Annotated in this window: 22 protein-coding genes; 12 read left to right on the forward strand and 10 right to left on the reverse strand. The window is 65.0% G+C overall.

Translation table 11 applies throughout. The features are described from left to right. Positions 1–3 precede the first annotated feature (3 nt). On the forward strand, positions 4–900 hold the full coding sequence (locus tag AC1RP5_RS12410) for an ABC transporter permease (protein WP_493110946.1): 897 nt from the start codon (positions 4–6) through the stop codon (positions 898–900). Then, the gene (locus tag AC1RP5_RS12415; RefSeq protein WP_493110947.1) at positions 897–1706 is read left to right on the forward strand and encodes an ABC transporter permease; all 810 of its coding nucleotides are present in this window, start codon (positions 897–899) and stop codon (positions 1704–1706) included. The genes AC1RP5_RS12410 and AC1RP5_RS12415 overlap by 4 nt, the downstream gene beginning before the upstream one ends. Here AC1RP5_RS12415 and AC1RP5_RS12420 read toward each other — a convergent pair. Together AC1RP5_RS12420 and AC1RP5_RS12425 are read right to left on the reverse strand one after the other, a co-directional pair. Beyond that, complete coding sequence (locus AC1RP5_RS12420; RefSeq protein ID WP_493110948.1) at positions 1684–2223, reverse strand: peroxiredoxin; 540 nt, start codon at positions 2221–2223, stop codon at positions 1684–1686. The genes AC1RP5_RS12415 and AC1RP5_RS12420 overlap by 23 nt on opposite strands. Positions 2224–2306: 83 nt before the next feature. Beyond that, positions 2307–3467, reverse strand: coding sequence for an NADH:flavin oxidoreductase/NADH oxidase (locus AC1RP5_RS12425; protein WP_493110949.1), 1161 nt, complete (start codon positions 3465–3467; stop codon positions 2307–2309). Between the two features lie 13 nt (positions 3468–3480). On the opposite strand from AC1RP5_RS12425, the gene AC1RP5_RS12430 reads away from it, so the two are divergent. From AC1RP5_RS12430 to AC1RP5_RS12440, 3 genes are read left to right on the forward strand one after another with little or no spacing between them, the layout of a single operon-like run. Then, positions 3481–3969: a CoA-binding protein gene (locus tag AC1RP5_RS12430; RefSeq protein WP_493110950.1), complete on the forward strand. Its 489-nt coding sequence runs from the start codon at positions 3481–3483 to the stop codon at positions 3967–3969. A gap of 19 nt (positions 3970–3988) precedes the next feature. After that, entirely contained in the window at positions 3989–4519 is a 531-nt protein-coding gene (locus AC1RP5_RS12435) for a hypothetical protein (protein WP_493110951.1), read from the forward strand. Position 4520: 1 nt separating this feature from the next. Beyond that, positions 4521–4856, forward strand: a complete 336-nt coding sequence (locus AC1RP5_RS12440; protein WP_493110952.1) for a YunG family protein — start codon at positions 4521–4523, stop codon at positions 4854–4856. 322 nt (positions 4857–5178) lie between these two features. Here the strand turns inward: AC1RP5_RS12440 and AC1RP5_RS12445 are convergent, their stop codons facing one another. Beyond that, on the reverse strand, positions 5179–6699 hold the full coding sequence (locus AC1RP5_RS12445; protein ID WP_493110953.1) for a Do family serine endopeptidase: 1521 nt from the start codon (positions 6697–6699) through the stop codon (positions 5179–5181). 133 nt (positions 6700–6832) lie between these two features. Between AC1RP5_RS12445 and AC1RP5_RS12450 the strand changes: the two genes are divergently transcribed. Together AC1RP5_RS12450 and AC1RP5_RS12455 are read left to right on the forward strand one after the other, a co-directional pair. Beyond that, positions 6833–7507 (forward strand): winged helix-turn-helix domain-containing protein, encoded by a 675-nt coding sequence (locus AC1RP5_RS12450; protein WP_493110954.1) that lies wholly within the window; start codon positions 6833–6835, stop codon positions 7505–7507. Beyond that, entirely contained in the window at positions 7485–8864 is a 1380-nt protein-coding gene (locus AC1RP5_RS12455; protein WP_493110955.1) for a sensor histidine kinase, read from the forward strand. The genes AC1RP5_RS12450 and AC1RP5_RS12455 overlap by 23 nt, the downstream gene beginning before the upstream one ends. On the opposite strand, the gene AC1RP5_RS12460 is transcribed toward AC1RP5_RS12455, so the two are convergent. Genes AC1RP5_RS12460 through AC1RP5_RS12480 form a run of 5 tightly spaced genes read right to left on the reverse strand, consistent with a single transcriptional unit; the run spans position 8849 to position 13538 of the window. Continuing rightward, positions 8849–9565: an ABC transporter ATP-binding protein gene (locus AC1RP5_RS12460; protein ID WP_493110956.1), complete on the reverse strand. Its 717-nt coding sequence runs from the start codon at positions 9563–9565 to the stop codon at positions 8849–8851. The genes AC1RP5_RS12455 and AC1RP5_RS12460 overlap by 16 nt on opposite strands. Beyond that, complete coding sequence (locus AC1RP5_RS12465) at positions 9562–10317, reverse strand: ABC transporter ATP-binding protein (protein ID WP_493110957.1); 756 nt, start codon at positions 10315–10317, stop codon at positions 9562–9564. Before AC1RP5_RS12465 ends, AC1RP5_RS12460 begins: the two co-directional genes overlap by 4 nt. After that, on the reverse strand, positions 10317–11315 hold the full coding sequence (locus AC1RP5_RS12470; RefSeq protein WP_493110958.1) for a branched-chain amino acid ABC transporter permease: 999 nt from the start codon (positions 11313–11315) through the stop codon (positions 10317–10319). Before AC1RP5_RS12470 ends, AC1RP5_RS12465 begins: the two co-directional genes overlap by 1 nt. A 7-nt stretch (positions 11316–11322) precedes the next feature. After that, complete coding sequence (locus AC1RP5_RS12475; protein WP_493110959.1) at positions 11323–12225, reverse strand: branched-chain amino acid ABC transporter permease; 903 nt, start codon at positions 12223–12225, stop codon at positions 11323–11325. A 41-nt stretch (positions 12226–12266) separates the two neighbouring features. Further along, positions 12267–13538, reverse strand: coding sequence for an ABC transporter substrate-binding protein (locus AC1RP5_RS12480; RefSeq protein ID WP_493110960.1), 1272 nt, complete (start codon positions 13536–13538; stop codon positions 12267–12269). 105 nt (positions 13539–13643) lie between these two features. Here AC1RP5_RS12480 and AC1RP5_RS12485 point away from each other — a divergent pair, with 105 nt between their 5' ends. Together AC1RP5_RS12485 and AC1RP5_RS12490 are read left to right on the forward strand one after the other, a co-directional pair. Further along, the gene (locus AC1RP5_RS12485) at positions 13644–14558 is read left to right on the forward strand and encodes a DMT family transporter (RefSeq protein ID WP_493110961.1); all 915 of its coding nucleotides are present in this window, start codon (positions 13644–13646) and stop codon (positions 14556–14558) included. Positions 14559–14609: 51 nt separating this feature from the next. Then, the gene (locus AC1RP5_RS12490) at positions 14610–15674 is read left to right on the forward strand and encodes a lactonase family protein (protein ID WP_493110962.1); all 1065 of its coding nucleotides are present in this window, start codon (positions 14610–14612) and stop codon (positions 15672–15674) included. Positions 15675–15687: 13 nt separating this feature from the next. On the opposite strand, the gene AC1RP5_RS12495 is transcribed toward AC1RP5_RS12490, so the two are convergent. Beyond that, on the reverse strand, positions 15688–17190 hold the full coding sequence (locus AC1RP5_RS12495) for a tripartite tricarboxylate transporter permease (protein ID WP_493110963.1): 1503 nt from the start codon (positions 17188–17190) through the stop codon (positions 15688–15690). 1 nt (position 17191) lies between these two features. Beyond that, positions 17192–17641 carry a tripartite tricarboxylate transporter TctB family protein gene (locus AC1RP5_RS12500; RefSeq protein WP_493110964.1) on the reverse strand — a complete coding sequence of 150 codons (450 nt, stop codon included), beginning with the start codon at positions 17639–17641 and terminating at the stop codon, positions 17192–17194. Between the two features lie 487 nt (positions 17642–18128). On the opposite strand from AC1RP5_RS12500, the gene AC1RP5_RS12505 reads away from it, so the two are divergent. The 3 genes from AC1RP5_RS12505 to AC1RP5_RS12515 are packed head-to-tail and all read left to right on the forward strand — an operon-like array spanning position 18129 to position 22137. Continuing rightward, on the forward strand, positions 18129–19421 hold the full coding sequence (locus AC1RP5_RS12505) for an O-acetylhomoserine aminocarboxypropyltransferase (RefSeq protein WP_493110965.1): 1293 nt from the start codon (positions 18129–18131) through the stop codon (positions 19419–19421). 44 nt (positions 19422–19465) lie between these two features. Continuing rightward, complete coding sequence (locus AC1RP5_RS12510; RefSeq protein ID WP_493110966.1) at positions 19466–20800, forward strand: Rieske 2Fe-2S domain-containing protein; 1335 nt, start codon at positions 19466–19468, stop codon at positions 20798–20800. After that, positions 20800–22137 (forward strand): Rieske 2Fe-2S domain-containing protein, encoded by a 1338-nt coding sequence (locus AC1RP5_RS12515; RefSeq protein WP_493110967.1) that lies wholly within the window; start codon positions 20800–20802, stop codon positions 22135–22137. Before AC1RP5_RS12510 ends, AC1RP5_RS12515 begins: the two co-directional genes overlap by 1 nt. The last annotated feature ends 24 nt before the right edge of the window (positions 22138–22161 follow it).

The raw sequence follows: 22161 nt of genomic DNA on the forward strand, positions 1-22161 counted from the left end.
GACTTGTCTGAAGTCGCGCAGCCCGCCTCCATCGCTTTGCCCCTGCGACGCTCGGAGGCGCAGCCCTTCGACTGGCGGCGCGCCGTGCCCTTCCTGCTGGCAGCGCCGCTGCTTCTCTACATGCTCATCTTCTACGCGCTGCCGGTGGTGGCGATGCTGCTGCGCAGCGTGAACGACCCGACCTGGACGCTCGCCAACTACGCGACCCTGTTCGAGGACGTCGTGTTCCAGAAGACCTTCTGGATCACGCTCAACACCTCGGTCATCGTCACCCTGGGTTGCCTGATCCTGGGCTATCCGGTCGCCATGGGCCTCGTGCGCGCCAAGACGATGGCGCCGTTCATCCTGGTGATCATCCTGCTGCCCTTCTGGACCAGCGTGCTGGTGCGCAGCTACGCCTGGATGGTGCTGCTCGGCCGGCACGGTCTGGTGAACGAGGCGCTGCTGGCCCTTGGCCTGATCGACCGGCCGATCCGGATCCTGAACACGACCCTCGCGACGCAGATCGCGATGATCCACATCCTCCTGCCTTACATGATCCTGCCCATCGCCAATGCACTGCGGCAGATCGATCCCTCGCTGATCCGCGCCGCTTCGGGGCTCGGCTCGACGCCGTTCATGACCTTCCGGCAGGTGATCCTGCCGCTCTCCATGTCGGGTGTTGCGGCGGGCACCCTCCTCACCTTCGTGCTGGCCCTGGGCTTCTACATCACGCCGGCCATGGTGGGCGGCCCGCGCGACATCACGCTCTCGATGCTGATTGCCCAGCAGGTCGACCAGCTCAACTGGGCCTACGCCGCGACCCTCTCGGCGATCCTGCTGGCAACGGCGCTCGGCCTGCTCGCCGTCGCCCGCAAACTGCCGGGCGTCAACAACGCCTTCAAGACGAGCATGCGATGAGGCTGACAAGCATCCTGCCGAACACCATCGTCGGCCTGATCCTGTTCTTCCTCGCCTTCCCGATCGTGGTGGTGGCGATCGCGTCCTTCTCCTCGGCGACCTACCTCACGTTTCCTCCGCCGGCTTTCGGCCTGCGCTGGTACGAGGCCTATTTCAGCAATCCCGACTGGCTGAAGCCGACCTGGGTCAGCATCTGGGTGGCCTGCGCCGTCGTCGTGCTGGCGACGTTCCTCGGGACCCTCGCGGCGCTCGGCATTGCGCGCCTGCCCAAGGGGCTGCGCGTCGTCGCGGCGGGCCTGATCCTGTCGCCGCTGATCGTGCCCGGCATCGTCGTCGCGATCGGCATCTACTACGCCTACTCTCGCTACGGCCTGGTTGGCACGCCGATCGCGATGGTGCTGGCGCATACCTGCCTCGCCGTGCCCTTCGTCGTCACCAGCGTGACGGCGAGCCTCTCCGGCATCGATCCGCGGCTGGAACAGGCGGCTCTCAGTTTGGGTGCGACGCCCGGCGCCACCTTCTTCCAGGTGACCCTGCCGCTGATTCAGCCGGGCGTGCTGGTCGGGGCGCTGTTCGCCTTCATCACCTCGTTCGACGAGCTGATCGTGGCGCTCTTCATCTCAGGAACCGGCGCGGTCACCCTGCCGCGCCGCATGTGGGACGATCTGCGCTTCCAGATCGACCCGACCATTGCCGCCGTCTCGACCCTCACGATCGTGCTGACGGCGGCGCTGATGGGCGCCGCGCATCTTTTACGGAAGCGCGCCGAGCGGACCCGGACAGCTACTTCTTCTGCAGCTGCTTGACCGCCGCCATCGTGTTCTCGACATGCTTGTCGGGATTGCGATCTGAGAAGGCGTAGACGATCTTACCGTCGGGTGCGATCACGTAGGAAATGCGGTCGGCAATGCCCGCACTACCGACACGCACCAGCGCCGAGTCGTATGCCTTGATGACCTTGAGATCGGGATCGGCCGCGACCGGGAACTTGCCGGAGCAGGCCTGCGTCGAGAACTTGTGCAGGGTGCCGATATCGTCGGCCGACATGCCGATCAGCGATGCGCCCATCGCCTTGAACTGCTCCGCCGCTTCGGCGAATTCATGAGCCTCGGCCGTGCAGCCGGTCGTGAAGGCCTTGGGGAAGAAGTAGAGGACGACCGGCCCCTTCTTCAGCGCGTCGGCCAGCGAGAAGGTGTAGTCCTTCCCGTCGAGCGCCGCCGCCGCCGTGAAGTCAGGAGCCGTGTCGCCGGGCTTCAGCGCCGCCCAGACCGGCGTCGCCAGCACACAGGCGAGAGCAATGGCCGTTGCTGCAATCCGCTTCATGATCTTCTCCGCCTAAATTCGATCCAGTGAAGACCATAACGCGCAACGCCATCGCATGGTGTCACGTCGGAGTGAGGTCACTCTCACTCGACATTCAGGCCCTTCATGTAAGTCGACGGTGTGACCGACTTCACAGACTGTGCGCGCTTGGCCAGCCAGTAGGCCTGGGCCGGCGGGACCGACGCGAACTTCGCATCGACGCCGAGCTTCTGCGCCGCATCCATCGGCCAGTTGGGATTGTAAAGAAGCTCTCGCGCCAGCGCGATCAGGTCGGCGCGGCCTTCCTGCAGGATCTTCTCCGCCTGGTCGGCATGCACGATGAGCCCGACGGCCATGCTCAAAATGTCGGCATCGTTCTTCAGACGGTCTGCGTACGGAACCTGATAGCCATAAGTCACGGGGCCTGCGCTCACCACCGGCGAACCACGCATGCCGCCTGAGCTACAGTCGATCACGTCGACGCCCTTGGGCTTCAGGATCTTCGCCAGCGCCACGCTCTGGTCGGGGCCCCAGCCGGAATCGTCCTCGACCGAGAAGCGCACGAACAGCGGCTTCGAAGCCGGCCAGTGCGCGCGAACGCTCTCCACTACCTCGATGGCGAAGCGCATGCGGTTCAACTCGCTGCCGCCATACTGGTCGTTGCGCACGTTGGAGAACGGCGAAAGGAACTGATGGATCAGGTAGCCGTGCGCCATGTGGATATCGAGCACGTCGAACCCGGCCTCGTGGGCGCGACGAGCCGCCTGCCCCCAGCGCTCGACCGCTTCCGGGATTTCCGCAAGCGTCAGCGCACGCGGCGTCGGATCGGTGTCAGGCGAGTTGATGCCGCTCGACGAGACCAGCTCCCACTGGTCCCAGTCGTCGATCTCGGGTGACGGCTTCAGAGGCGCGCCGCCTTCCCACGGCCGGAAGCGCCGCGCCTTGCGGCCGGAATGGCCGAGTTGGATACCCGGCACGGAATTATGCAGCCGGATGAAATCGACGCAGCGCTTAAGGCCGGGAATGAAGGCGTCATCCCACAGGCCAAGATCGCCCACGGTGCCACAACCGCGCCGCTCGACCTTGGTGGATTCCATGATGACGAGGCCAGCGCCGCCGGCGGCATAGCGGCCGGCATTCACCAGGTGCCAGTCGGTCGCGAAGCCCTTCTCCGCCGCATACTGGTGCATCGGCGCGACCACGACCCGGTTCTTCAGGGTGACGTCGCGGATCGAAATCGGCTCGAACAGCATCGGACCGGCCATGTATAGTCCCCCCATGAAAGCCGCCTTCAGCGACCGTTATGACGATCTCTACCTGCGCAAGATCCTGCGCGAAACGAAGACTATCGCCATGGTTGGCCTATCGGCCAACTGGAATCGGCCGAGCTTCTTTGCTGCGAAATATCTGCTGGACCGTGGCTACAAGGTGATCCCGGTCAATCCCGCCGCCAAGGGCCAGGAAATCCTGGGCCAGACGGTCTACGGCTCGCTCGACGAGCTGCCGGTGAAGGCCGACATGGTCGACATCTTCCGCAACTCCGAAGCGGCCGGGCCGATCACCGACGAGGCGATCAAGCATGGCGCCAAGGTCGTGTGGATGCAGCTCGGCGTCGTGAACATGGACGCCGCCGAACGTGCCGAGAAGGCCGGCCTCAAGGTGGTGATGAACCGCTGCCCCAAGATCGAACATTCGCGCCTCGCCGGCACCATCGAATGGCACGGCATCGCGAGCGGCGTCATCTCCTCGAGGAAGCGCGCCCTCTAGCTCTGACAGGAGAAAGCCGATGTCCGCCCCGTCCGACTACGCGGTGTTCACGGAATTCTCGCCCGAATCGAAACCGATGACGCCCGGCTGGAACCGGCGCGTCTTCACCGATACCGATGCCCGCAAGGGCGATGCGATCCAGTGCGATTTCGCCACCGGGATCGTGACGCTGGCTCCGGGCGCCTATCAGATCAGCGGACTGTCGATGGTCGCCTATACGACCGGCAGCGAACCGCCCGAGACGACCTCGATCCAGTCACCTGCCTCGGCCGGCTATTGCCGGCTGCGGGCGCTCGTTCCCGGTGTCGCGTCGGAAGGCGCCGGCTTGCGCGAGCTGCCCAACAAGCATCCGTCGATCCTCTCGATCGGCAGCCCGACCACGGCCAATCTCTCGCCGAGCCTGCTCGAAACTTTCTACGAGACCAGCACGCCGGCACAGATCGTTCTCGAGCACCAATCGGGCTCCAACCCTGAGCAGATCTACCTGCGTGTGTTCGTCCAGAATTCCAGATGGCATGCCTTTGCCCGGCTGAGCATCCGGAGTCTTTGAAATGACACCGCCTCTCGCAAGCGATTTAGCGGAAAGACTACGGTCGGCGTGGTCGACAGAGACCAGCAGCAAATGGACAGCCGACAATCCGGCATGCGGCCAGTGCAGCGTCACGGCTCTTGTCGTCCAGGACCTGATCGGTGGCGACATCCTGAAGACGTCGGTCGACGGTCAGTGGCATTTCTACAATCGAAGCGGTGGCCAACGACTCGACTTCACCGACAGCCAGTTCGAGCAGCCCCTCGACTACCAGGACCTGCCAAGCAACCGGATCGAAGCGCTCGAAGACACGTCGGCCCGGCAGTACGAAACCCTGAAACGGCGCGTCATGACTTGAACGCAACAATGCCGGCCATTCGGCCGGCATTGGGATGAGGGTGGGGAGGTCCACCGCGCTGCCACACCAGCGCTACAGACCTCCCGCTCCCCCTCATGATCGCGCCTTTCCGGTCTTCGCCTGAAATGACGCGGCCCCCCTGAGAGAAGGCGTCGGTTGAGAGAAAGCCGACGGTGGTGGGGCCACCGTCGGCCTCTTACTGAGGTCCTGCTAACCGCCCGGGGAGAGATAGCGGCTTCGCCTCAACCTCGAAGACTAAGCGTTACGCTTGAGTAGAAGGCTTCGGCCGGAGCCCGAGGGCTCCGACCGATCGAGAGGTTTGCTAGGCCGCCCGGGGAGAGATAGCGACAAAGCGCGTCATCCCCTCTCGAAACACTTTCATGAGCACCGGCTTGCCGGTGGTCTTCGCTTCCTTGAGCTTCTCGGCAGCCATCTTCGGGCTGTCGACGGCATCCTTGCCGACCTGCTGGAGGACGTCGCCGGCCTTGAGGCCCTGGTCGTCGGCGGGGCTACCCGGCTCGACGGTGGCGACCACCACACCCTTCACATCGCCGTCGAGGCCGAGCTGCTTGCGCGCCTCCGGAGAGAGCGGCGCCAGCGACACGCCGTAAGACATCGGCGCCGGCTTCACGGCATCCTTGCCATCGGCGCTGGCCTTGACGATCGCGTCGTCCTTCTGGCCACCGACCTTGGCGGTCAGGCTCATCTCCTTGCCGTCACGCCACACACCCAGCTTCACCGAGTTGCCCGGCTTGACCGCGGAGATCGTGCGGGTCAGCTCCTTGATGCCGTCGACCTTCTTGCCGTCGACGCTCATGATCACGTCACCCGACTGGACACCGGCTGCGAGCGCGGCGCTGTCCGGCTGGACCATCGCCACCAGGGCACCCTTCTCGTCCTTGAGCGACAGGCTCTCGGCGATCTCCTTCGAGACCGGCTGGATCTGGACACCGAGCAGGCCACGCTCGACCCGGCCGCTGTCCTTCAGCTCCGCCACCACCGGCTGCGCCAGCGAGGACGGGATGGCAAAGCCCAGGCCGATGCTGCCGCCGGTCGGCGAGTAGATGGCCGTGTTGATGCCGATCACGTTGCCGTCCATGTCGAACAGCGGGCCGCCAGAGTTGCCGCGGTTGATGGCGGCGTCGGTCTGGATGTAGTCGTCGAACGGGCCGGAGTGGATGTCACGGCCGCGCGCCGACACGATGCCCGTGGTCACGGTGCCACCGAGGCCGAACGGATTGCCCACCGCCATCACCGGCTGGCCGACGCGGATCTTGGTGGCGTCGCCGAACGAGACGAACGGCAGCGCCTTGTCGCTCTCGACCTTCAGCACGGCCAGGTCGGTCTTCTCGTCGCCACCCAGCATCTTGGCCGGCAGCTTGGTGCCGTCCGCCATGGTGATGGTGATCGAGTCGGCCTTGCCGACGACGTGGAAGTTGGTGACGATCACGCCCTTGGCGTCGACGATGAAGCCCGTGCCGACGGCCTGGGCCTTCTCCTTCGACTGCGGGCGCGCCTGCTTGCCATCCGGGCGACCCGGCTGGTTCGGCTGCATCGGCTGGCCGAAACGCTCCGAGAAGCGCTTCATGAACTCTTCCATCTGCTTCTGCTGCGAGTCCGACATGCGGGTCTCGTCGCCGTCGTCCGCATCGGCCTTCATGGTCACGGCGACATTGACGACCGCAGGGGTCACCTTGGCAGCCAGGTCCGAGAAGTCCTGAACGGGCATGGTCTGGCCGGCGATGGCCGCGGGAGCGACGAACATCGGGGCGATCAGGGCAGGCGCCGTCAGGGCGGTGGTGAGCGCCAGGGCAGTCAGGATACGGGACTTGGTCTTGGTCATGATCTACAGCCTCCTCCTTGGGGGGTGAGCGGAATATGGGGGAGGACCCGTAGCGCCCTGATGGCCGCCAGATTGAATGTTTGTATAGTTGGGGAACGTTGCGCCGGGGGCCGGCGCCAGTTAGACGGGCGCCGTGAAAATCCTCCTCGTTGAAGACGACAAACAGACCGCCGACTACATCGCAAAAGGCCTGCGAGAGCATGGCCATGTGGTCGATCACGCCGACAATGGACGCGATGGCCTCTACCTTGCGACGGGCGAGAAATACGACGTGCTGATCGTCGATCGCATGCTGCCGCAAATGGACGGCCTGTCCCTCGTCAAGGCCGCTCGCGCCTCTGGCATGAAGGCGCCGGTCCTGTTCCTGACGACCATGGGCGGCGTCGATGATCGCGTCGCGGGCCTCGAAGCCGGCGGCGATGACTATCTCACCAAGCCTTTTGCCTTCGCCGAGCTGCGGGCGCGCATCAGCGCCCTCTCCCGCCGCCCGCCGATCGTGGCCGCGACCGCCCTCGTCGCCGGCGATCTCGAAATGGACCTGCTTGCGCGCACCGTCACGCGCGCCGGGAAGCGCATCGAATTGCTCGCCCAGGAATTCAAGGTCCTCGAATACCTGCTGCGCCATGCCGGCGAAGTCGTGACCCGCACCATGCTGCTGGAGAAGGTCTGGGACTTCCACTTCGACCCCAAGACCAACATCGTCGAGACGCACATCAGCCGTCTCCGCTCCAAGATCGACAAGGGCTTCGACAAACCTCTGCTCCACACGATCAGGGGGGCCGGCTATGTCATCCGCGCGCCTGACTAGGATCCTGCGCTCGGCGAGCTTCCGCCTCCCGCTGCTCTATGCAGTCCTGTTCATCGTTTCTGCTGCCGTGCTTTTCGTCACCGTCTACTGGACGGCGACGGCGGCAATGCAGAACGACATGGCCGCGGTGCTACGCTCCGAAGCCTATCAGCTCGCCGAAGTGCATCGCCGCAGCGGGCTCGCGGGCCTTGCCGAGCAGATCACGCGACGCATCAACTTCCGCACCAAGGGTCCCATCTTTTACCTCCTGCAGGCGCCTAACCGCCGCGTCGTCGTCGGTAACCTGCCGGGCATGCCGCCGGTCAACGGCGCCGTCGATTTCGAGCCCCAGAGCGACCAGCCCGAGCCCGTCGACGCGACCGGCGATCGCGCCAAGCTCACCGGCTTCGGCCTCACTTTGCCCGACGGCTCGTTCCTGCTGGTGGCGCAGGACGCCAACCGCCTGGTCGACATGCAGCGCGCCATCATCCGCGCCTTCTCCTGGTCGGGCGGGCTCACCCTGCTGCTCGCCATTGCCGGCGGCGCACTGCTCGGCAGCAACTTCCTGCGCCGCATCGACACGATCACCCGCACCAGCCGCGCCATCATGGAAGGCGATCTGTCAGCCCGCATCCCCGAGCGCGGCACGCACGACGAGATTGACCAGCTCGTGGCCAGCCTCAACGCCATGCTGGCGCGCATCCAGCAGCTCATGGACGGCCTGCGCCAGGTGTCGAGCGACATCGCCCATGACCTGCGCACGCCGCTCGGCCGCCTCCGTCAGCAGCTCGAGGACGCCCGCGAGCGCGCGACCACGACGGAGGATTACAGCGCTGCCACGGATGCCGCCATCGAGGAAGCCGACGCGCTGCTGGAGACCTTCTCCGCCCTGCTGCGCATCGCCCAGGCGGAGGCCGGCGCGCAGAAGAGCGGCTTTGCGCCGTTCGATGTCTCCGCGCTGCTGAAGAGCCTGGGCGAGACCTACGAGCCGGTCGCCGAGGATTCCGATCGTGCTCTCGATGTGCAGGTCGAGCCCGGCGCGATGCTGACCGGCGACCGGCAGCTCATCGCCCAGCTCGTCTCGAACCTGCTGGAAAACGCCCTGCGCCACACGCCGGAGGGTACGAAAGTCCGCCTCGGCCTGCACCAACAGGGTGACGGCTTCGAGATCGAGGTAGCCGACAACGGACCGGGCATTCCCGCTTCCGAGCACGACAAGGTGTTCGACCGCTTCTACCGGCTCGATCGCAGTCGCTCGACGTCAGGCAGCGGCCTCGGCCTTGCGATGGTCAAGGCGATCGCCGGCCTGCACGGCCTCACGATCCGGCTGGAGGACGCCAAGCCTGGCCTCCGGGTCGTGCTTCAGACCGCCAGGTAGCGCTTCTTCACGTCGTCGTTGGCACGCAGCTCGTCGATCGAGCCGCGATAGACGATGTGACCCTTGTCGATCACCGCGACATGGCTCGCGATATCGAGGCAGAAATGCATGTTCTGCTCGGCCACGATCAGGGTCGTACCCATCTCGCGCAGCCGCAGGATCAGCTCACCGATCTTCTCGACGATGATCGGCGCCAGCCCTTCGCTGGGCTCGTCGAGCAGCACGACGTCTGGATTGCCCATGAGCGTGCGCGCGATGGTGAGCATCTGCTGCTCGCCGCCGGACAGGCGGCCGCCCATGCGGCCCCGCATCGAAGCCAGGATCGGGAAAACGTCGTAGATCTTCTCCAGCGTCCAGTCGATGCGACCGCCGACGCCCGGCTTGATCGCGATCCTGAGGTTGTCGTCGACCGAGTGCTCCGGGAATATCTGCCGGTCCTCGGGGACGAATCCTACGCCCTCGCGGGCAATACGGTCGGGTGTGAATTTCTGCACCGGCACACCACGCACCGAGACCGTACCGCGTTTGCTGGGCGCGATACCGATGATGGATTTCATGGTCGTGCTCTTGCCCGCGCCGTTGCGGCCAAGCAGCGCCAGAGACTGGCCCTTCTCGACGCCGAACGACACGCCGAACAGGATCTGGCTGGCGCCGTAGAAAACGTCGATATCCTCGACCCTCAGGATCTCGGTGGCGCTCATGCCGCCGCTCCATGCGCCGACTTTCCGAGATAGGCCTCGATCACCTTCGGGTTGGTCCGCACCTCGTCGGGTGTCCCCTCTGCCAGCACGGCGCCGTAGGACAGGACGCGCACCGTCTGGGCGACCTTGAAGACGATATCCATGTCGTGCTCGATGAAGATCAAGGTCATGCCACGGGCGCGCCACAGGCGCTGCACCGTCTCGATCATGCGCCAGCGCTCTTCCGGGCCCATGCCGGCGGTCGGCTCGTCGAGCAGCAGGACTTTCGGCTCCAGCGCGAGCGCCAGGCCGATGTCGAGCAGCTTCTGGTCGCCGTGACTGAGGTTCCGGCTCAGGATACCGGCGACCCTCGTCAGCCCCAGCAATTCCATGATCTCGTCGCCCTGACGCGTGGTCGTGGCGAGCGGGAACGGCGAGCGCAACACCGTCTCGCGGTGCTGATGGGCCTGCGCCGCCGCCGCCAGCGCCTCCGACACGGTGAGCGTCGGGAACAGGCTCGCGACCTGGAAGGCGCGCCCAATGCCCAACCGCACGATCTTGCGCTGGGAGAGGCCCGCAATGTTCTCGCCCGCCAGCAGGATGCGGCCTGTATCCGGCGGGAAGCGGCCGGTGATCAGGTTGAACAGCGTCGTCTTGCCGGCGCCGTTAGGGCCGATGATGGCGCTCAGCGAGCCATCGGCGAAGTCGAGGCTGACGTCGCGGGTCGCCGCCACGCCGCCAAAGGACTTCTTGAGGTTCTCGAGCTTCAGCATCAGCTCTTCCCCCGCTCCTTGTCGGCCGCGTCGCGCACGGCCTGAGCAGCTGCCTGGCGCCGGTTCTCCCAGCGCTCGGCCAGCAGGTCGAGCGGGCCTTTGCGCAGGCCCAGAACCAGCAGCAGGATCACGATGCCCAGCACCAGGTCGGTGTGCGTGGTGTAGCTGACGGCGATGTCGTTCAGCAGGCGCAGGATCACCGTGCCGACCAGCGGCCCCACGAAGACGTTGGAGCCGCCCAGCAGGATCATGAAGATCGCCTCGCCCGACGTCGTCCAGAAGCCGAAGTTCGGATAGGCGCCCGACACGAACAGCGCGAGCAGGATGCCGCCCACGGCGGCGATGCAGGCCGACATCACGAAGCAGGCAAGCTTCACCATCGGCACGTTGATGCCGAGGAAGGCTGCCCGTTCCTGATTGTCGCGAATCAGGCGCAGCGTGTAGCCGAACGGCGATGTCACGATCTGGCGCAGCAGCGCGATGCAGACGATGAAGGCCACCGAGCAGAACACGTAGAGCTGCGTGCGGTCCGCGAGGTCGATGCCTAAAAACTTCGGCCGCGGGATGCCGCCCATCAGCCCCTGGTCGCCACCCGTGAACGACACCCAGCCCAGGATGACGTTGTAGAACAGCATCTGGAAGGCGAGCGTCAGGAACGCGAAGTAGATCTCGTTCAGCCGCACGCAGATCGCGCCGACCACCAGCGCCAGCACCGCGGTGAACACGATCGCCAGGGCGAAGGCTGCGGGGATCGAGAACTGGCCCGACTGCATGGCCAGTCCGAAGGCGTAGGCGCCGGAGGCGAAGAACATGGCATGGCCGAACGAGACCAGGCCGCTGTAGCCGATCAGCAGGTTGAGCGACATGGCCAGCAGCCCGTAGGCCATGCCGAACATGATGAAGTCACGGATGGCCGGGGGCGCGCCGAACAGCGGCACCAGCAGGAGCGCCACCAGTCCCAGCCCGGCAAATCCGAGGTCGCGCCAGCGTCTGTTCATGGCGCGCCTACCGTTGCACGCGGCCGAACAGGCCGCTGGGCTTGAAGATCAGGACCAGCGCCATGATCAGGAACATCACGCCGTCGACGAACAGCGGGAAGCCGATGCTGCCGAAGGACCGAGTCATGCCGATGATGATCGCCGCCACGAAGGCGCCGACGATCGACCCCATGCCGCCGATCACCGTGACGATGAAGGATTCGATCAGGATCGAGAAGCCCATGCCCGGCGTCAGCGATCGCACCGGCGCCGCCAGCGCGCCGGCGATACCGGCAAGCCCGCTGCCGATCGCGAAGACCGCCGCGTAGTAGAGGTTTACCCGGATGCCCAGCGCCGACACCATCGGGCCGTTCACGGCGGCGGCCCGAACGATCTTGCCGAAACGCGTGCCCGCGATCACCAGCCAGAGAACCAGCCCGGTCGCGATCGCCGCGCCGATCATGAACAGGTAATACGGCGGCACGACGCCGCCCAGGAAACGAAGCGGCGGCAGCCGGAACTCCGCCGGCATGCCCATCGACAGGACACGTGGCCCCCAGATGATCTTCACCAGGTCGTCGGTGATCAGCACGACGGCGTAGCAGACCAGGAGCTGCATCAGCACGTTCGAGCCGTACACCTTGCTCATCAGGAACCGCTCGAAAAGGATGCCGAGCAGTCCCACCAGCAGAGCCGCGCCGACGGCGGCTACGAAGTAGCTGCCCGTCGCCTGGTACAGGGTGAGCGCGATATAGGCGCCCAGCATGTAGAGCGAGCCGTGCGCGAAGTTGATCACGTTCAGCACGCCGAAGATCAGCGTAACACCGGACGCGATCAGGAACAGCAGCATGCCGATGATCATGCCGCTGGTGAGCTGGGTAACGACGCACGACCCGGTCCCCAGGCAGCGCATCAACGCATCGAGATCCACGCTGCTCTCCCCTCAGGCCAGGTATCCGGCCCTTCCGCAGATCAGGTCGCGTAGCCCTGCTTCTTCTTCCAGGCCTTCTCGAGCTCGAGGATCGGGCCCCAGGACGAGGTCTGGAAGTCCTTGATGAAGGGCTCCTTCGACTGCGAGAGGCCATAGCCGATGATGTAGTTGATCAGCGTGTTGTCCTCGGCACGCATGGTCACCGAGCCGTCGACGCCGAACGGCGTCTTGATGGTCGCGCCCTTGATCGCCTCGGCCAGCTTCTTGCCGTTGGTATCGCCGTTGGTCTTCTTCAGCGCGTCGACCAGGAATTCCGCCGCGACGGCATTCTCCCAGGACCAGTTGCTGGGCTTGTGCTTCTGCGTCTTGACGTAGTTCTGGTACCAGGCCTCGTTCTCCGGCGTCGGTGGCACGGTGCGGTTATAGCGACCGCCCGAATAGACGCCCTGCGGGAACTGCTTCACCTCGTCGACGATGCCGTAGTCGCCGAGGTTCACCATGAACGAGGCCTGCTTGTCGAACAGGCCGTAGAGATTGGCCTGGTCGATGAAGGCCACGAGATCGCCGCCCCACAGCGCCGAGTACATCGCGTCGGCCTTGGCGTTCAGCAGCTTGGTCACGACCTCGGTGTAGTCCGGCTGGAAGAGCTTCGGCCAGGTCTCCTCGATCACCGTGATCGAACCGTCGAAATGCTTGGCGTATTCCATGAACTCGGCGGTGTTCGAACGCCCGTAGGCGTAGTCGGGCGAGCAGGTCGCCCACTTCTTCAGGCCCTTCGCCTTGGCGATCTTCGCGGCATAGTCGCCGCCGCCGATCGCGTCGTGGATGCCCTGTCGCGCGGTGCGGAAGGCCGTCGGCACATGCAGCTTCGGATCGGCCGTCAGTGACGAGGTTTCCGAGTTGGAGTGGATGCAGAGCACGCCGACTTCGCGGATCACTTCCTGGACGGCAAAGGCGCCGCTCGATGCTTCGGCATCGAGGATGATCTCGCACTTGTCGTTGTTGATCAGGTCGCGCGTCACCTTGGCGGCTTCCTGCGGCGCGCCCTTGGAATCGCGAACGACCATCTCGATCTTGCGACCGTTGATGCCGCCCGCCTCGTTGACCTTGTCGAACACCACCTTCAGGCCGCCGACGCTGGTCTGACCGAGGATGGCGACGCGGCCCGACAGCACGGTCGGCACGCCAACCTTGATCGCGCCGGTCTGCGCCTTGCTGATGGCGGGAGCGCCGATCAGACCGGTAGCAGCCAGTGCTCCGGCGCCTTTGAGAATTTGACGACGACTCGCGCGACGCGACTTGATGGACGTCATGGTGTTTGCTCCCGAAGATTCTTTTGCGGTCGACGACCGATTGCCGCGATCCTATGTGTAATTGTTCAACATGGTCAAACGACAACCCCTCCACGAGCTGGAGAAATGATTTCTCCTTCCTGGCTCTGGATTCCCCTCACCGTCTTCGCCGCTGCCGCGCAGACCGTTCGCAACACCGCGCAACGTCATCTCACGGCCGAACTCGGCACGCTCGGCGCGACCCTGGTGCGCTTCCTCTACGGCATGCCCGTTCTTGCCGTGTGGCTTTGCCTTGTCCTCGCGGTCGGCGGCCATCCGCAGCCGGCCCTCACCTGGGTCTTCGGCGGCTGGGTCCTGGTCGCGGCTCTGAGCCAGATGGCCGGCACTGCCCTCCTGCTGCGGGCGATGGAGGAACGCAGCTTCGCGATCGGCCTCGTCTACTCCAAAAGCGAAGTCATCCAGGTCGCGCTCTTCTCCGTGCTGTTCCTGGGCGAATCGCTCTCCGCTCTGGCGATCGGGGCCATCATCGTGGCGACCCTGGGCGTCGTCCTGCTGTCGCCCCGTCCGCCCGCGCTCGATGGCGCCCGGCGCAGCTGGGCCGATCCGGCCGCCTTCTACGGTCTCGCCTCGGGGTCGGCCTTCGCCATCTCGGTCGTCGGATATCGCGGCGCCAATCTGGCGCTCCATACCGGCTCGCCCTTCCTGGCCGCCGCCGAGACCCTGTTCTGGAGCCAGCTTCTGCAGGCGATCCTGCTCTGCCTCTGGCTGCTGCTCCGCAATCCCGCGATCGTGCTGGGCGCGTTGCGGCAGTGGCGTGTCTCGTTGTTCGCGGGCGTGGCCGGGGCTTCTGCTTCGCTGGCTAACGTCACGGCGCTGGCACTCGCACCGGCATCGCAGGTTCGCACGCTGATCCTGATCGAGGTCGTGTTCAGCTACTTCGTCTCGCGCCGGGTCTTCCGCGAATCGATGAACCGCCGCGAACTTGCCGGCATCGTTCTCGTGATGGTGGGTGTCGTGCTGATCGTCTCGAACGCCGCCTGACAGCCAAGGGCATCGTTGACCTCGCTTCCGTCCGGCGCAAACAATGGCGCCATGAAAACAGATCAGACCTTCGCCTATGTCGGAAGCTACACCTCGCCGGAGCGCAACGGCCACGGCAACGGCATCAACGTCTACCGAGTCGACCCGCGCAGCGGCGCCTTCCGGCACGTCCAGCATCTCGGCGGGCTGGAGAATCCGTCGTTCCTCGCGCTGAACGAAGACGGCGACCGGCTCTATTCCGTGCACGGCGATCGCAGCGAAGCGACGTCCTATACCGTCGATCGCGAGACCGGCCGCCTCGCCATCCTGAACCGCCAGCCGACCGGCGGTTACAACCCCATCCATCTCGCCTTCGATGCGAAGCAGCGCTTCCTGGTCGTGAGCAACTACGGCTCGGATTCGCTCGCCGCCCTGCCGATTGGCAAGGATGGCGCCCTCGGTCCCTATTCCACGCTCACGGCCGTCACGGCGCCACTGGGGCCGCACCGTTCGGAACAGAAGAACGTCCGCCCGCACCACAATCCGCTCGATCGCGCGGGCAAGACCTTCTACCTGCCCTGCAAGGGGTCGGACTGCGTGATCGGCTACCGCCTCGATGCCCGGCGCGGCGTGCTGGTCGAGACCAGCCGTGTCGCCTCACGCCCCAGCGCCGGCCCGCGCCACATCGACTTCCATCCGCGCAAGCCGTTCGCCTATGTGATCAACGAACTCGATTCGACGATCACGACCTACCGACAGGACATCGCGAGCGGCGCGCTGACGCCGTTGCAGACCGTGCCGTCGACACCATCGGACTTCACGGGCTACAGCACCGGCGCGGAAATCTGGGTCGATGGTGCGGGACGCAACGTCTATGTCTCGAACCGTGGCCACGACAGTATCGGCGTGTTCGGCATCGATGCCGCCAAGGGCACCCTGACGCCGCGGCAGTGGGTGCCGACGAAGGGCGGCGTGCCGCGCTTCTTCGCGTTCGATCGGGCGGAGCGTTTTCTTTATGTCGCCAACCAGGGCGGCGGTTCGATCATCGCCTACAAGGTTGGCCGTAACGGGCTACTGGCGCCCACCAGGCTGCAGACCAAGGTCGGCAGCCCGGCTTGTATCGTGTTCTCGCGCTAGCGCGAGCCGAGGGTCAGCCTTCCTCCTGGAAGGCTTCCTCGCGGGCTTTCTTGATACTCGGCAGAGCCATCAGGATCAGCAACAGGCCAGTCGTGATGAGCAGGCCAAGGCTGATCGGCCGTTCCAGGAAGACCATGGCGTCGCCGCGCGAGAGCAGCATGGCGCGCCGGAAGTATTCCTCCATCTGCGGTCCCAGCACGAGGCCCAGAAGGAACGGTGCTCCTTCGCAGCCCAGCTTGACGAAGACGTAGCCGAGCACGCCGAACATCGCGACCTGCATGACGTGGAACGTACTGTTCTGAAGGCTGTACGCGCCGATGCAGCAGAAGAGCAGGATGGCCGGTGCCAGGAAGCGGTACGGCACTGTCAGGAGCTTCACCCACATGCCGATCATCGGCAGGTTGATGATGACCAGCATGGCGTTGCCGATCCACATCGACACGATCATGCCCCAGAACAGGTCCGGCTTCTTGGTCATGACCTCAGGACCCGGCTGGATGCCCTGGATGATCATCGCGCCGACCATCAGCGCCATGACGGCGTTGGACGGGATGCCAAGCGTGAGCATCGGGATGAACGAGGTCTGGGCGGCGGCATTGTTGGCCGCTTCGGGCGCCGCGACGCCTTCGACCGCACCCTTGCCGAACTCACCGGGAGTCTTGGAGAGCTTCTTCTCCAGCGTATAGGCCGAGAAGGCGCCGAGGGTCGGACCACCGCCCGGGAGCACGCCGAGCAGCGAGCCCAGCAGCGTTCCGCGCAGGATGGCCGGGATCGAGCGCCGGATCTCTTCGCGGGTTGGCCATAGCGATCCGACTTTGATCGCTCCCCCGCGTTCTAAGTGTTTCTCCAGGTTCACGACGATTTCGGCGATGCCGAATAGGCCCATCGCGATCGGCGCGAAGTCGATGCCGTCGCTCAGTTCCGGAACGTCGAAGGTAAAGCGCTGGGCGCCGGTGTTCACGTCGGTGCCGATCAGGCCGAACAGCAGGCCGAGGAACACCATCGCGATCGCCTTGGTGATCGAGCCGCTGGCCAGCACGACCGCCGCCACAAGGCCCAGGGCCATCAGCGAGCAGTAGTCGGCGGGGCCGAACTTCTGCGCCATGCGCGTCAGCGGTTCGGCGAAGATGACGATAATGATCGTACCGACCGTGCCGGCGAAGAACGAACCGACCGCCGAGATGGATAGCGCGGCACCCGCGCGTCCCCTCCTTGCCATCTGGTAGCCGTCCAGACAGGTCACGACCGAGGACGCTTCACCCGGCAGGTTCACCAGGATCGACGTCGTCGAGCCGCCGTACTGTGCGCCGTAATAGATGCCGGCCAGCATGATCAGCGAGGCCGTGGGCGGCAGGTGGAAGGTGATGGGCAGCAGCATGGCGATGGTCGCCACGGGGCCGATGCCCGGAAGAACGCCGATCAACGTGCCGACCATGCAGCCCAGCAGGGCGTAGGTCAGGTTCTGGAACGTGAAGGCGACGCTCAGGCCTAATGCAAGGTTGCCAAGGAGATCCATGTTACCAAATCCCCTGCACGACAGAGATGTTCATTCCGAGTCCGACTTTGAAGACGACCGTGCAGAGGATGGACAGCACGATGATGTTGCCGATCACTTCCAGGAGCTTGAATTCCTCGCCGGCCAGCGACGAGATCATGACCAGCACGATCAGGGCGGGGATCAGGCCCGCGCGCTCGAACAGCAACGCGAAGCAGACGATACCGAGGGTCACCAGCGTGATGGGCTTCCACTTCGGCCGCTCGACCGGCTCGCTGCCGCTCACCAGCGCCACGATGCAAACCAGCACACCGAGCGCCAGCAGGATCAGGGAGAGCATCCGCGGCACGTAGCCCGGTCCCATGCGGACAGGAGTACCCACGGCGAGATGCTGGCCGAAATAGAGAGCCGCCAGACCAAAGGCGACAAACATCAACCCGGACAAGAAGTCCTTGGTTAGAAACCGTTGCACGGTGTTTCGCTCCCTAAACATTTACGCTGTGCTGCGACGGCAGTAATCGCGAAACACAGCAAATGACCGTATCGCCCGATGCTTACGCCAAGCTGACATCGCATCGGCCACCCCCGCTCTCCGGAATGCGACATAGGCTCTGCAAAGTCTGTGCGGTAGTTCACACAAGGCGCGCCGCGATGTGCGCCGATATTGGGGTTTGTTGTCTGGATTCGCCTGTAAACTGGGGCAAACGTGCGCATTTGCGTAGCGTCTGAATAAAATCAGCAAATGTGGACAGAGTGAAAGTTCGAGCAGGCCAGCCCCTTCCTCTCCACCTTGGGGACACCTTTCGGTCGCACCTGCGTTGCGCGACGCGAAACTTCCGCCGCGCTGTAAATCATCGTTCGTCGTTTGACGTAATTGTCCGTTGATGGGCGGAATGAAGCTGTAAACGTCTGTTCAGCCAGAAGAACAGGCGCTGTGTATTCGTTCGAGGGAGAGCTTCGTGAGCGACAAGACATACGGTTTCGAAACACTGTCGCTGCATGCCGGCGCTGCGCCCGATCCCACGACCGGCGCACGCGCCCTGCCGATCTACCAGACCACGGCCTATGTCTTCGACGATGCCGATCACGCCGCAGCGCTCTTCAACCTGCAGACCGTGGGCTTCATCTATTCGCGGCTGACCAATCCGACCAATGCCGCGCTCGAAACACGCCTCGCGACTCTCGAAGGCGGCCGCGGCTGCACCGTCGCTTCATCGGGCCACGCCGCGCAGGTCCTCGCCCTCTTCTCATTGATGGGCCCCGGCGCCGAGATCGTTGCCGCATCGCGCCTCTACGGCGGTTCGCTGCAGCAGATGAAGAACACCTATCCGAAGTTTGGCTGGACGGCGAACATCGTCGACGCCGACACGCCGGACAATTTCAAGCGCGCCGTCACCGACAAGACCAAGGCCTTCTTCATCGAGAGCCTCGCCAATCCGGGCGGCGTGATCAGCGACATCGAAGCGATCGCGCGGATCGCCGAGGATGCCGGCGTCCCGCTGCTGGTCGACAACACGCTGGCGACGCCGTGGCTTTGCAAGCCGATCGAGTACGGCGCGACGCTGGTCGTGCATTCGACGACCAAGTTCCTGAGCGGCACCGGCACCTCGATGGGCGGCGCGGTCGTCGACTCCGGCAAGTTCGACTGGTCCAAGGGCGGCAAATTCCCGAGTCTTGCCGGCCCGGAGCCTGCCTATCACGGCCTCAATTTCTACGAGACGTTCGGCGACATGGCCTACACGTTCCATAGTCACGCGGTCGGCCTGCGCGACCTCGGTCCGACGCAGGCGCCGTTCAACGCCTGGCTCACCATGCTCGGCATGGAGACGCTCGGCCTGCGCATGGAGCGTCACTGCGCCAATGCGCTGGCGGTCGCGCAGCATCTCGAGAAGCATCCGGCGGTGGCCTGGGTGAATTACGCCGGCCTGCCGTCGAACAAGTACCATGCACTTGCGAAGAAATACCTGCCCAAGGGCGCGGGCTCGATCTTCACCTTCGGTGTGAAGGGCGGCTACGACGTCGGCATGAAGATGGTCGACAGCGTCGAACTTTTCTCACACCTCGCCAACATCGGCGACGCCAAGAGCCTGATCATCCACCCCGCCTCGACCACGCATCGCCAGCTCTCCGAAGAGCAGCGCGTCGCGGCCGGCGCCGGCCCGGACGTGCTGCGTCTCTCCATCGGCATCGAAACGGTTGCAGACATCATCGCCGATCTGGATCAGGCTCTGGAGAAAGCGACGCGCCCCTAGCCCGTCGCCCCTACGCCGGGAACACGGCGAGGCAGGAGGATGGAATGCTCAGCAAGGCGGACAACGAGTTCCTGACCCGTGCCGGCAAGGGCACGCCGATGGGCGAGATGCTGCGGCGGTTCTGGATGCCGGCGCTGCTCTCCGAGGAATTGCCCGAACGCGACGGGCCGCCGAAGAAAATTCGCCTGCTCGGCGAGGACCTTTTAGCCTTCCGCCAGACCGACGGGCGGGTCGGCATTGTCGAGCCGCACTGCCCGCATCGCGGCGCCAACCTCTATTACGGACGCAACGAGAATTGCGGACTGCGTTGCTCCTTCCACGGCTGGAAGTTCGACGCCGACGGCAACTGCGTCGACCTGCCGACCTCGCCGCCCGAGTCGGCCTACAAGGACACGATCAAGCTCGTCGCCTACCCAACGCGCGAATGGGCCGACATGATCTGGGTCTACATGGGCCCGCGCGAGACGATGCCCGAGCTGCCGCAGCTCGAACTGGGACTCGTCCCCGCCGCCTCGCGCTTCGTCACCAAGAAGTGGCAGGACTGCAACTGGGTGCAGAGCCTCGAAGGCGCCATCGACACGTCGCACTTCTCCTTCCTGCACAAGGTGCTGGCGACGGACGACGAGGCCGCACGCCGCGCCATGAGCCGCGCCGCGCTCAGCGACCAGGCCAAGCCCGACGATCGCGTGCGCTGGGTGCAGAACGATCCGCGGCCAAAGTTCAGCGTGCTGGGGCACGACACCGGTCTGGTGATCGCCGGCGGCCGCAAGACCGACGGTCCCGACCTCTACTGGCGCATCGCGCAGTTCCTGATGCCAAACCACGCTTACACACCGGCCGCCTTCCCCGGCGAGATCTACTACGGGCAATCGTGGGTCCCGGTCGATGACGTGAACTGCTGGATCTACACCTACTGTTGGCAGCCCGACCGGCCGCTGAGCAACTCCGAGCGCGCCAAGTATCGCGGCGGCTTCAACGTCCATTCCGAGGTCGATGCCGACTACAAGCCGCTGCGCAACAAGGACAACGATTACCTGCGCGACCGCAGCGTCCAGCTCACCGAGAACTTCACCGGCATCACCGGCGTTTCAGAACAGGACGCCGCCATCCAGGACAGCCAGGGTCCGATCCAGGATCGCACGAAGGAGCATCTCGGCCCGACCGACATCGGCATCGTCGAGTTCCGCAAGCTGGTGATGGGCACGGCCCGTCGTCTTGCCGGTGGCGAAGCGCCCATCATCCCACACAAGGCGCATCGCTATGCCGTGCGCTCCGGCGGTTGGATCGCCGCGCCGGACAAGGATCTCGCCACCGTGATGGCCGAGCGCTTCGGCCACGATCGCGGCTATATCGGCAACCAGTACGGATTGGGTGACTGATGCTCTCTCCCGCCGACAACGCCTTCCTGACACAGAGCAGCCCCGGCACGCCGATGGGCGACCTGCTGCGCCGCTTCTGGATGCCCGCCCTCCTCTCGGAGGAACTGCCCGAGCGCGACGGGCCGCCGAAGAAGATCCGCGTCATGGGCGAGGACCTTCTTGCCTTCCGGCAGAGCGACGGACGGGTCGGCATCGTAGAACCGCACTGCCCGCATCGCGGCGCCAATCTCTATTTCGGCCGCAACGAAGACTGTGGCCTGCGCTGCGCCTTCCACGGCTGGAAGTTCGACATCGACGGCAACTGCGTCGACCTGCCGACCTCGCCACCGGAGTCGACCTACAAGGACACGATCAAGCTCCTGTCCTATCCGGTGCGCGAATGGGCCGACATGGTCTGGGTCTATATGGGTCCGCGCGAGACGATGCCCGAGCTGCCGCAACTCGAGCTGGGGCTCGTGCCGGCAGGACATCGCTTCGTCTCGAAGAAGTGGCAGGACTGCAACTGGGTGCAGAGCCTCGAGGGTGCGATCGACACCGCGCACTTCTCCTTCCTGCACGCGATCCCGACCAAGGACGAAGGTGCCCGGCTCGACATCCTGCGCAAGACCTCGGCGATCGGACAGGAAGGCGGCCTCGCCGACCGCAGCCGCTGGGTGACCGACGATCCACGGCCGAAGTTCAGGATCCAGAGTCATGACGCGGGCCTGGTGATCGCCGCCGGCCGCAAGACCGACACGACCGATCTCTACTGGCGCATCGCGCAGTATCTCGCGCCCAACCATGCGCTGGTGCCGGTCGCCTTCCCCGGCGAGGTCTATCATGGCCAGACCTGGGTGCCGGTCGATGACACGAGCTGCTGGATCTACACCTACAGCTGGGTGCCTGATCGGCCGCTCACCAACGCCGAGCGTGCCAAATATGCGTCGGGCCTCAGCCTCCATGCCGAGATCGACGAGCACTACGTGCCGAAGCGCAACATGCGGAACGACTACATGATCGACCGCGAACTGCAGAAGACGCTGAGCTTCACCGGCATCAGCGGCGTGTCGGATCAGGACGCCGCGATCCAGGACAGCCAGGGCGCCGTGCAGGACCGCACCCGCGAGCATCTCGGCCCGACCGACGTCGGCATCGTCGAGTTCCGCAAGCTCGTGGTCGCCGCCGCGCGGGCGCTCCAGCAGGGCGAGCCGCCGCGCGCGGCCGCCTCGTCGCCACGCTATGCGGTCCGGGCCGGCGGCTGGATCGCCGCGCCGGAGAAGGATCTCGCAACGGTCATGATCGAGCGTTTCGGCCACCGCCACGGCTATGTCGGCGGCGAATACGGCCTCTCCGAATAGAGGTTAGACCGCCGCGATGCGCTG

The organism is Reyranella sp. GW821-FHT12G01 (assembly GCF_058806575.1).

What these genes read in the sequence shown, in the direction of transcription:
- AC1RP5_RS12415 (WP_493110947.1), top strand. Translation starts at nt 897, where the DNA reads ATGAGGCTGACAAGCATCCTGCCGAACACCATCGTCGGCCTGATCCTG.
- AC1RP5_RS12420 (WP_493110948.1), bottom strand. Translation starts at nt 2,223, where the DNA reads ATGAAGCGGATTGCAGCAACGGCCATTGCTCTCGCCTGTGTGCTGGCG.
- AC1RP5_RS12425 (WP_493110949.1), bottom strand. Translation starts at nt 3,467, where the DNA reads ATGGCCGGTCCGATGCTGTTCGAGCCGATTTCGATCCGCGACGTCACC.
- AC1RP5_RS12430 (WP_493110950.1), top strand. Translation starts at nt 3,481, where the DNA reads ATGAAAGCCGCCTTCAGCGACCGTTATGACGATCTCTACCTGCGCAAG.
- AC1RP5_RS12435 (WP_493110951.1), top strand. Translation starts at nt 3,989, where the DNA reads ATGTCCGCCCCGTCCGACTACGCGGTGTTCACGGAATTCTCGCCCGAA.
- AC1RP5_RS12440 (WP_493110952.1), top strand. Translation starts at nt 4,521, where the DNA reads ATGACACCGCCTCTCGCAAGCGATTTAGCGGAAAGACTACGGTCGGCG.
- AC1RP5_RS12445 (WP_493110953.1), bottom strand. Translation starts at nt 6,699, where the DNA reads ATGACCAAGACCAAGTCCCGTATCCTGACTGCCCTGGCGCTCACCACC.
- AC1RP5_RS12455 (WP_493110955.1), top strand. Translation starts at nt 7,485, where the DNA reads ATGTCATCCGCGCGCCTGACTAGGATCCTGCGCTCGGCGAGCTTCCGC.
- AC1RP5_RS12460 (WP_493110956.1), bottom strand. Translation starts at nt 9,565, where the DNA reads ATGAGCGCCACCGAGATCCTGAGGGTCGAGGATATCGACGTTTTCTAC.
- AC1RP5_RS12465 (WP_493110957.1), bottom strand. Translation starts at nt 10,317, where the DNA reads ATGCTGAAGCTCGAGAACCTCAAGAAGTCCTTTGGCGGCGTGGCGGCG.
- AC1RP5_RS12470 (WP_493110958.1), bottom strand. Translation starts at nt 11,315, where the DNA reads ATGAACAGACGCTGGCGCGACCTCGGATTTGCCGGGCTGGGACTGGTG.
- AC1RP5_RS12480 (WP_493110960.1), bottom strand. Translation starts at nt 13,538, where the DNA reads ATGACGTCCATCAAGTCGCGTCGCGCGAGTCGTCGTCAAATTCTCAAA.
- AC1RP5_RS12485 (WP_493110961.1), top strand. Translation starts at nt 13,644, where the DNA reads ATGATTTCTCCTTCCTGGCTCTGGATTCCCCTCACCGTCTTCGCCGCT.
- AC1RP5_RS12490 (WP_493110962.1), top strand. Translation starts at nt 14,610, where the DNA reads ATGAAAACAGATCAGACCTTCGCCTATGTCGGAAGCTACACCTCGCCG.
- AC1RP5_RS12495 (WP_493110963.1), bottom strand. Translation starts at nt 17,190, where the DNA reads ATGGATCTCCTTGGCAACCTTGCATTAGGCCTGAGCGTCGCCTTCACG.
- AC1RP5_RS12510 (WP_493110966.1), top strand. Translation starts at nt 19,466, where the DNA reads ATGCTCAGCAAGGCGGACAACGAGTTCCTGACCCGTGCCGGCAAGGGC.
- AC1RP5_RS12515 (WP_493110967.1), top strand. Translation starts at nt 20,800, where the DNA reads ATGCTCTCTCCCGCCGACAACGCCTTCCTGACACAGAGCAGCCCCGGC.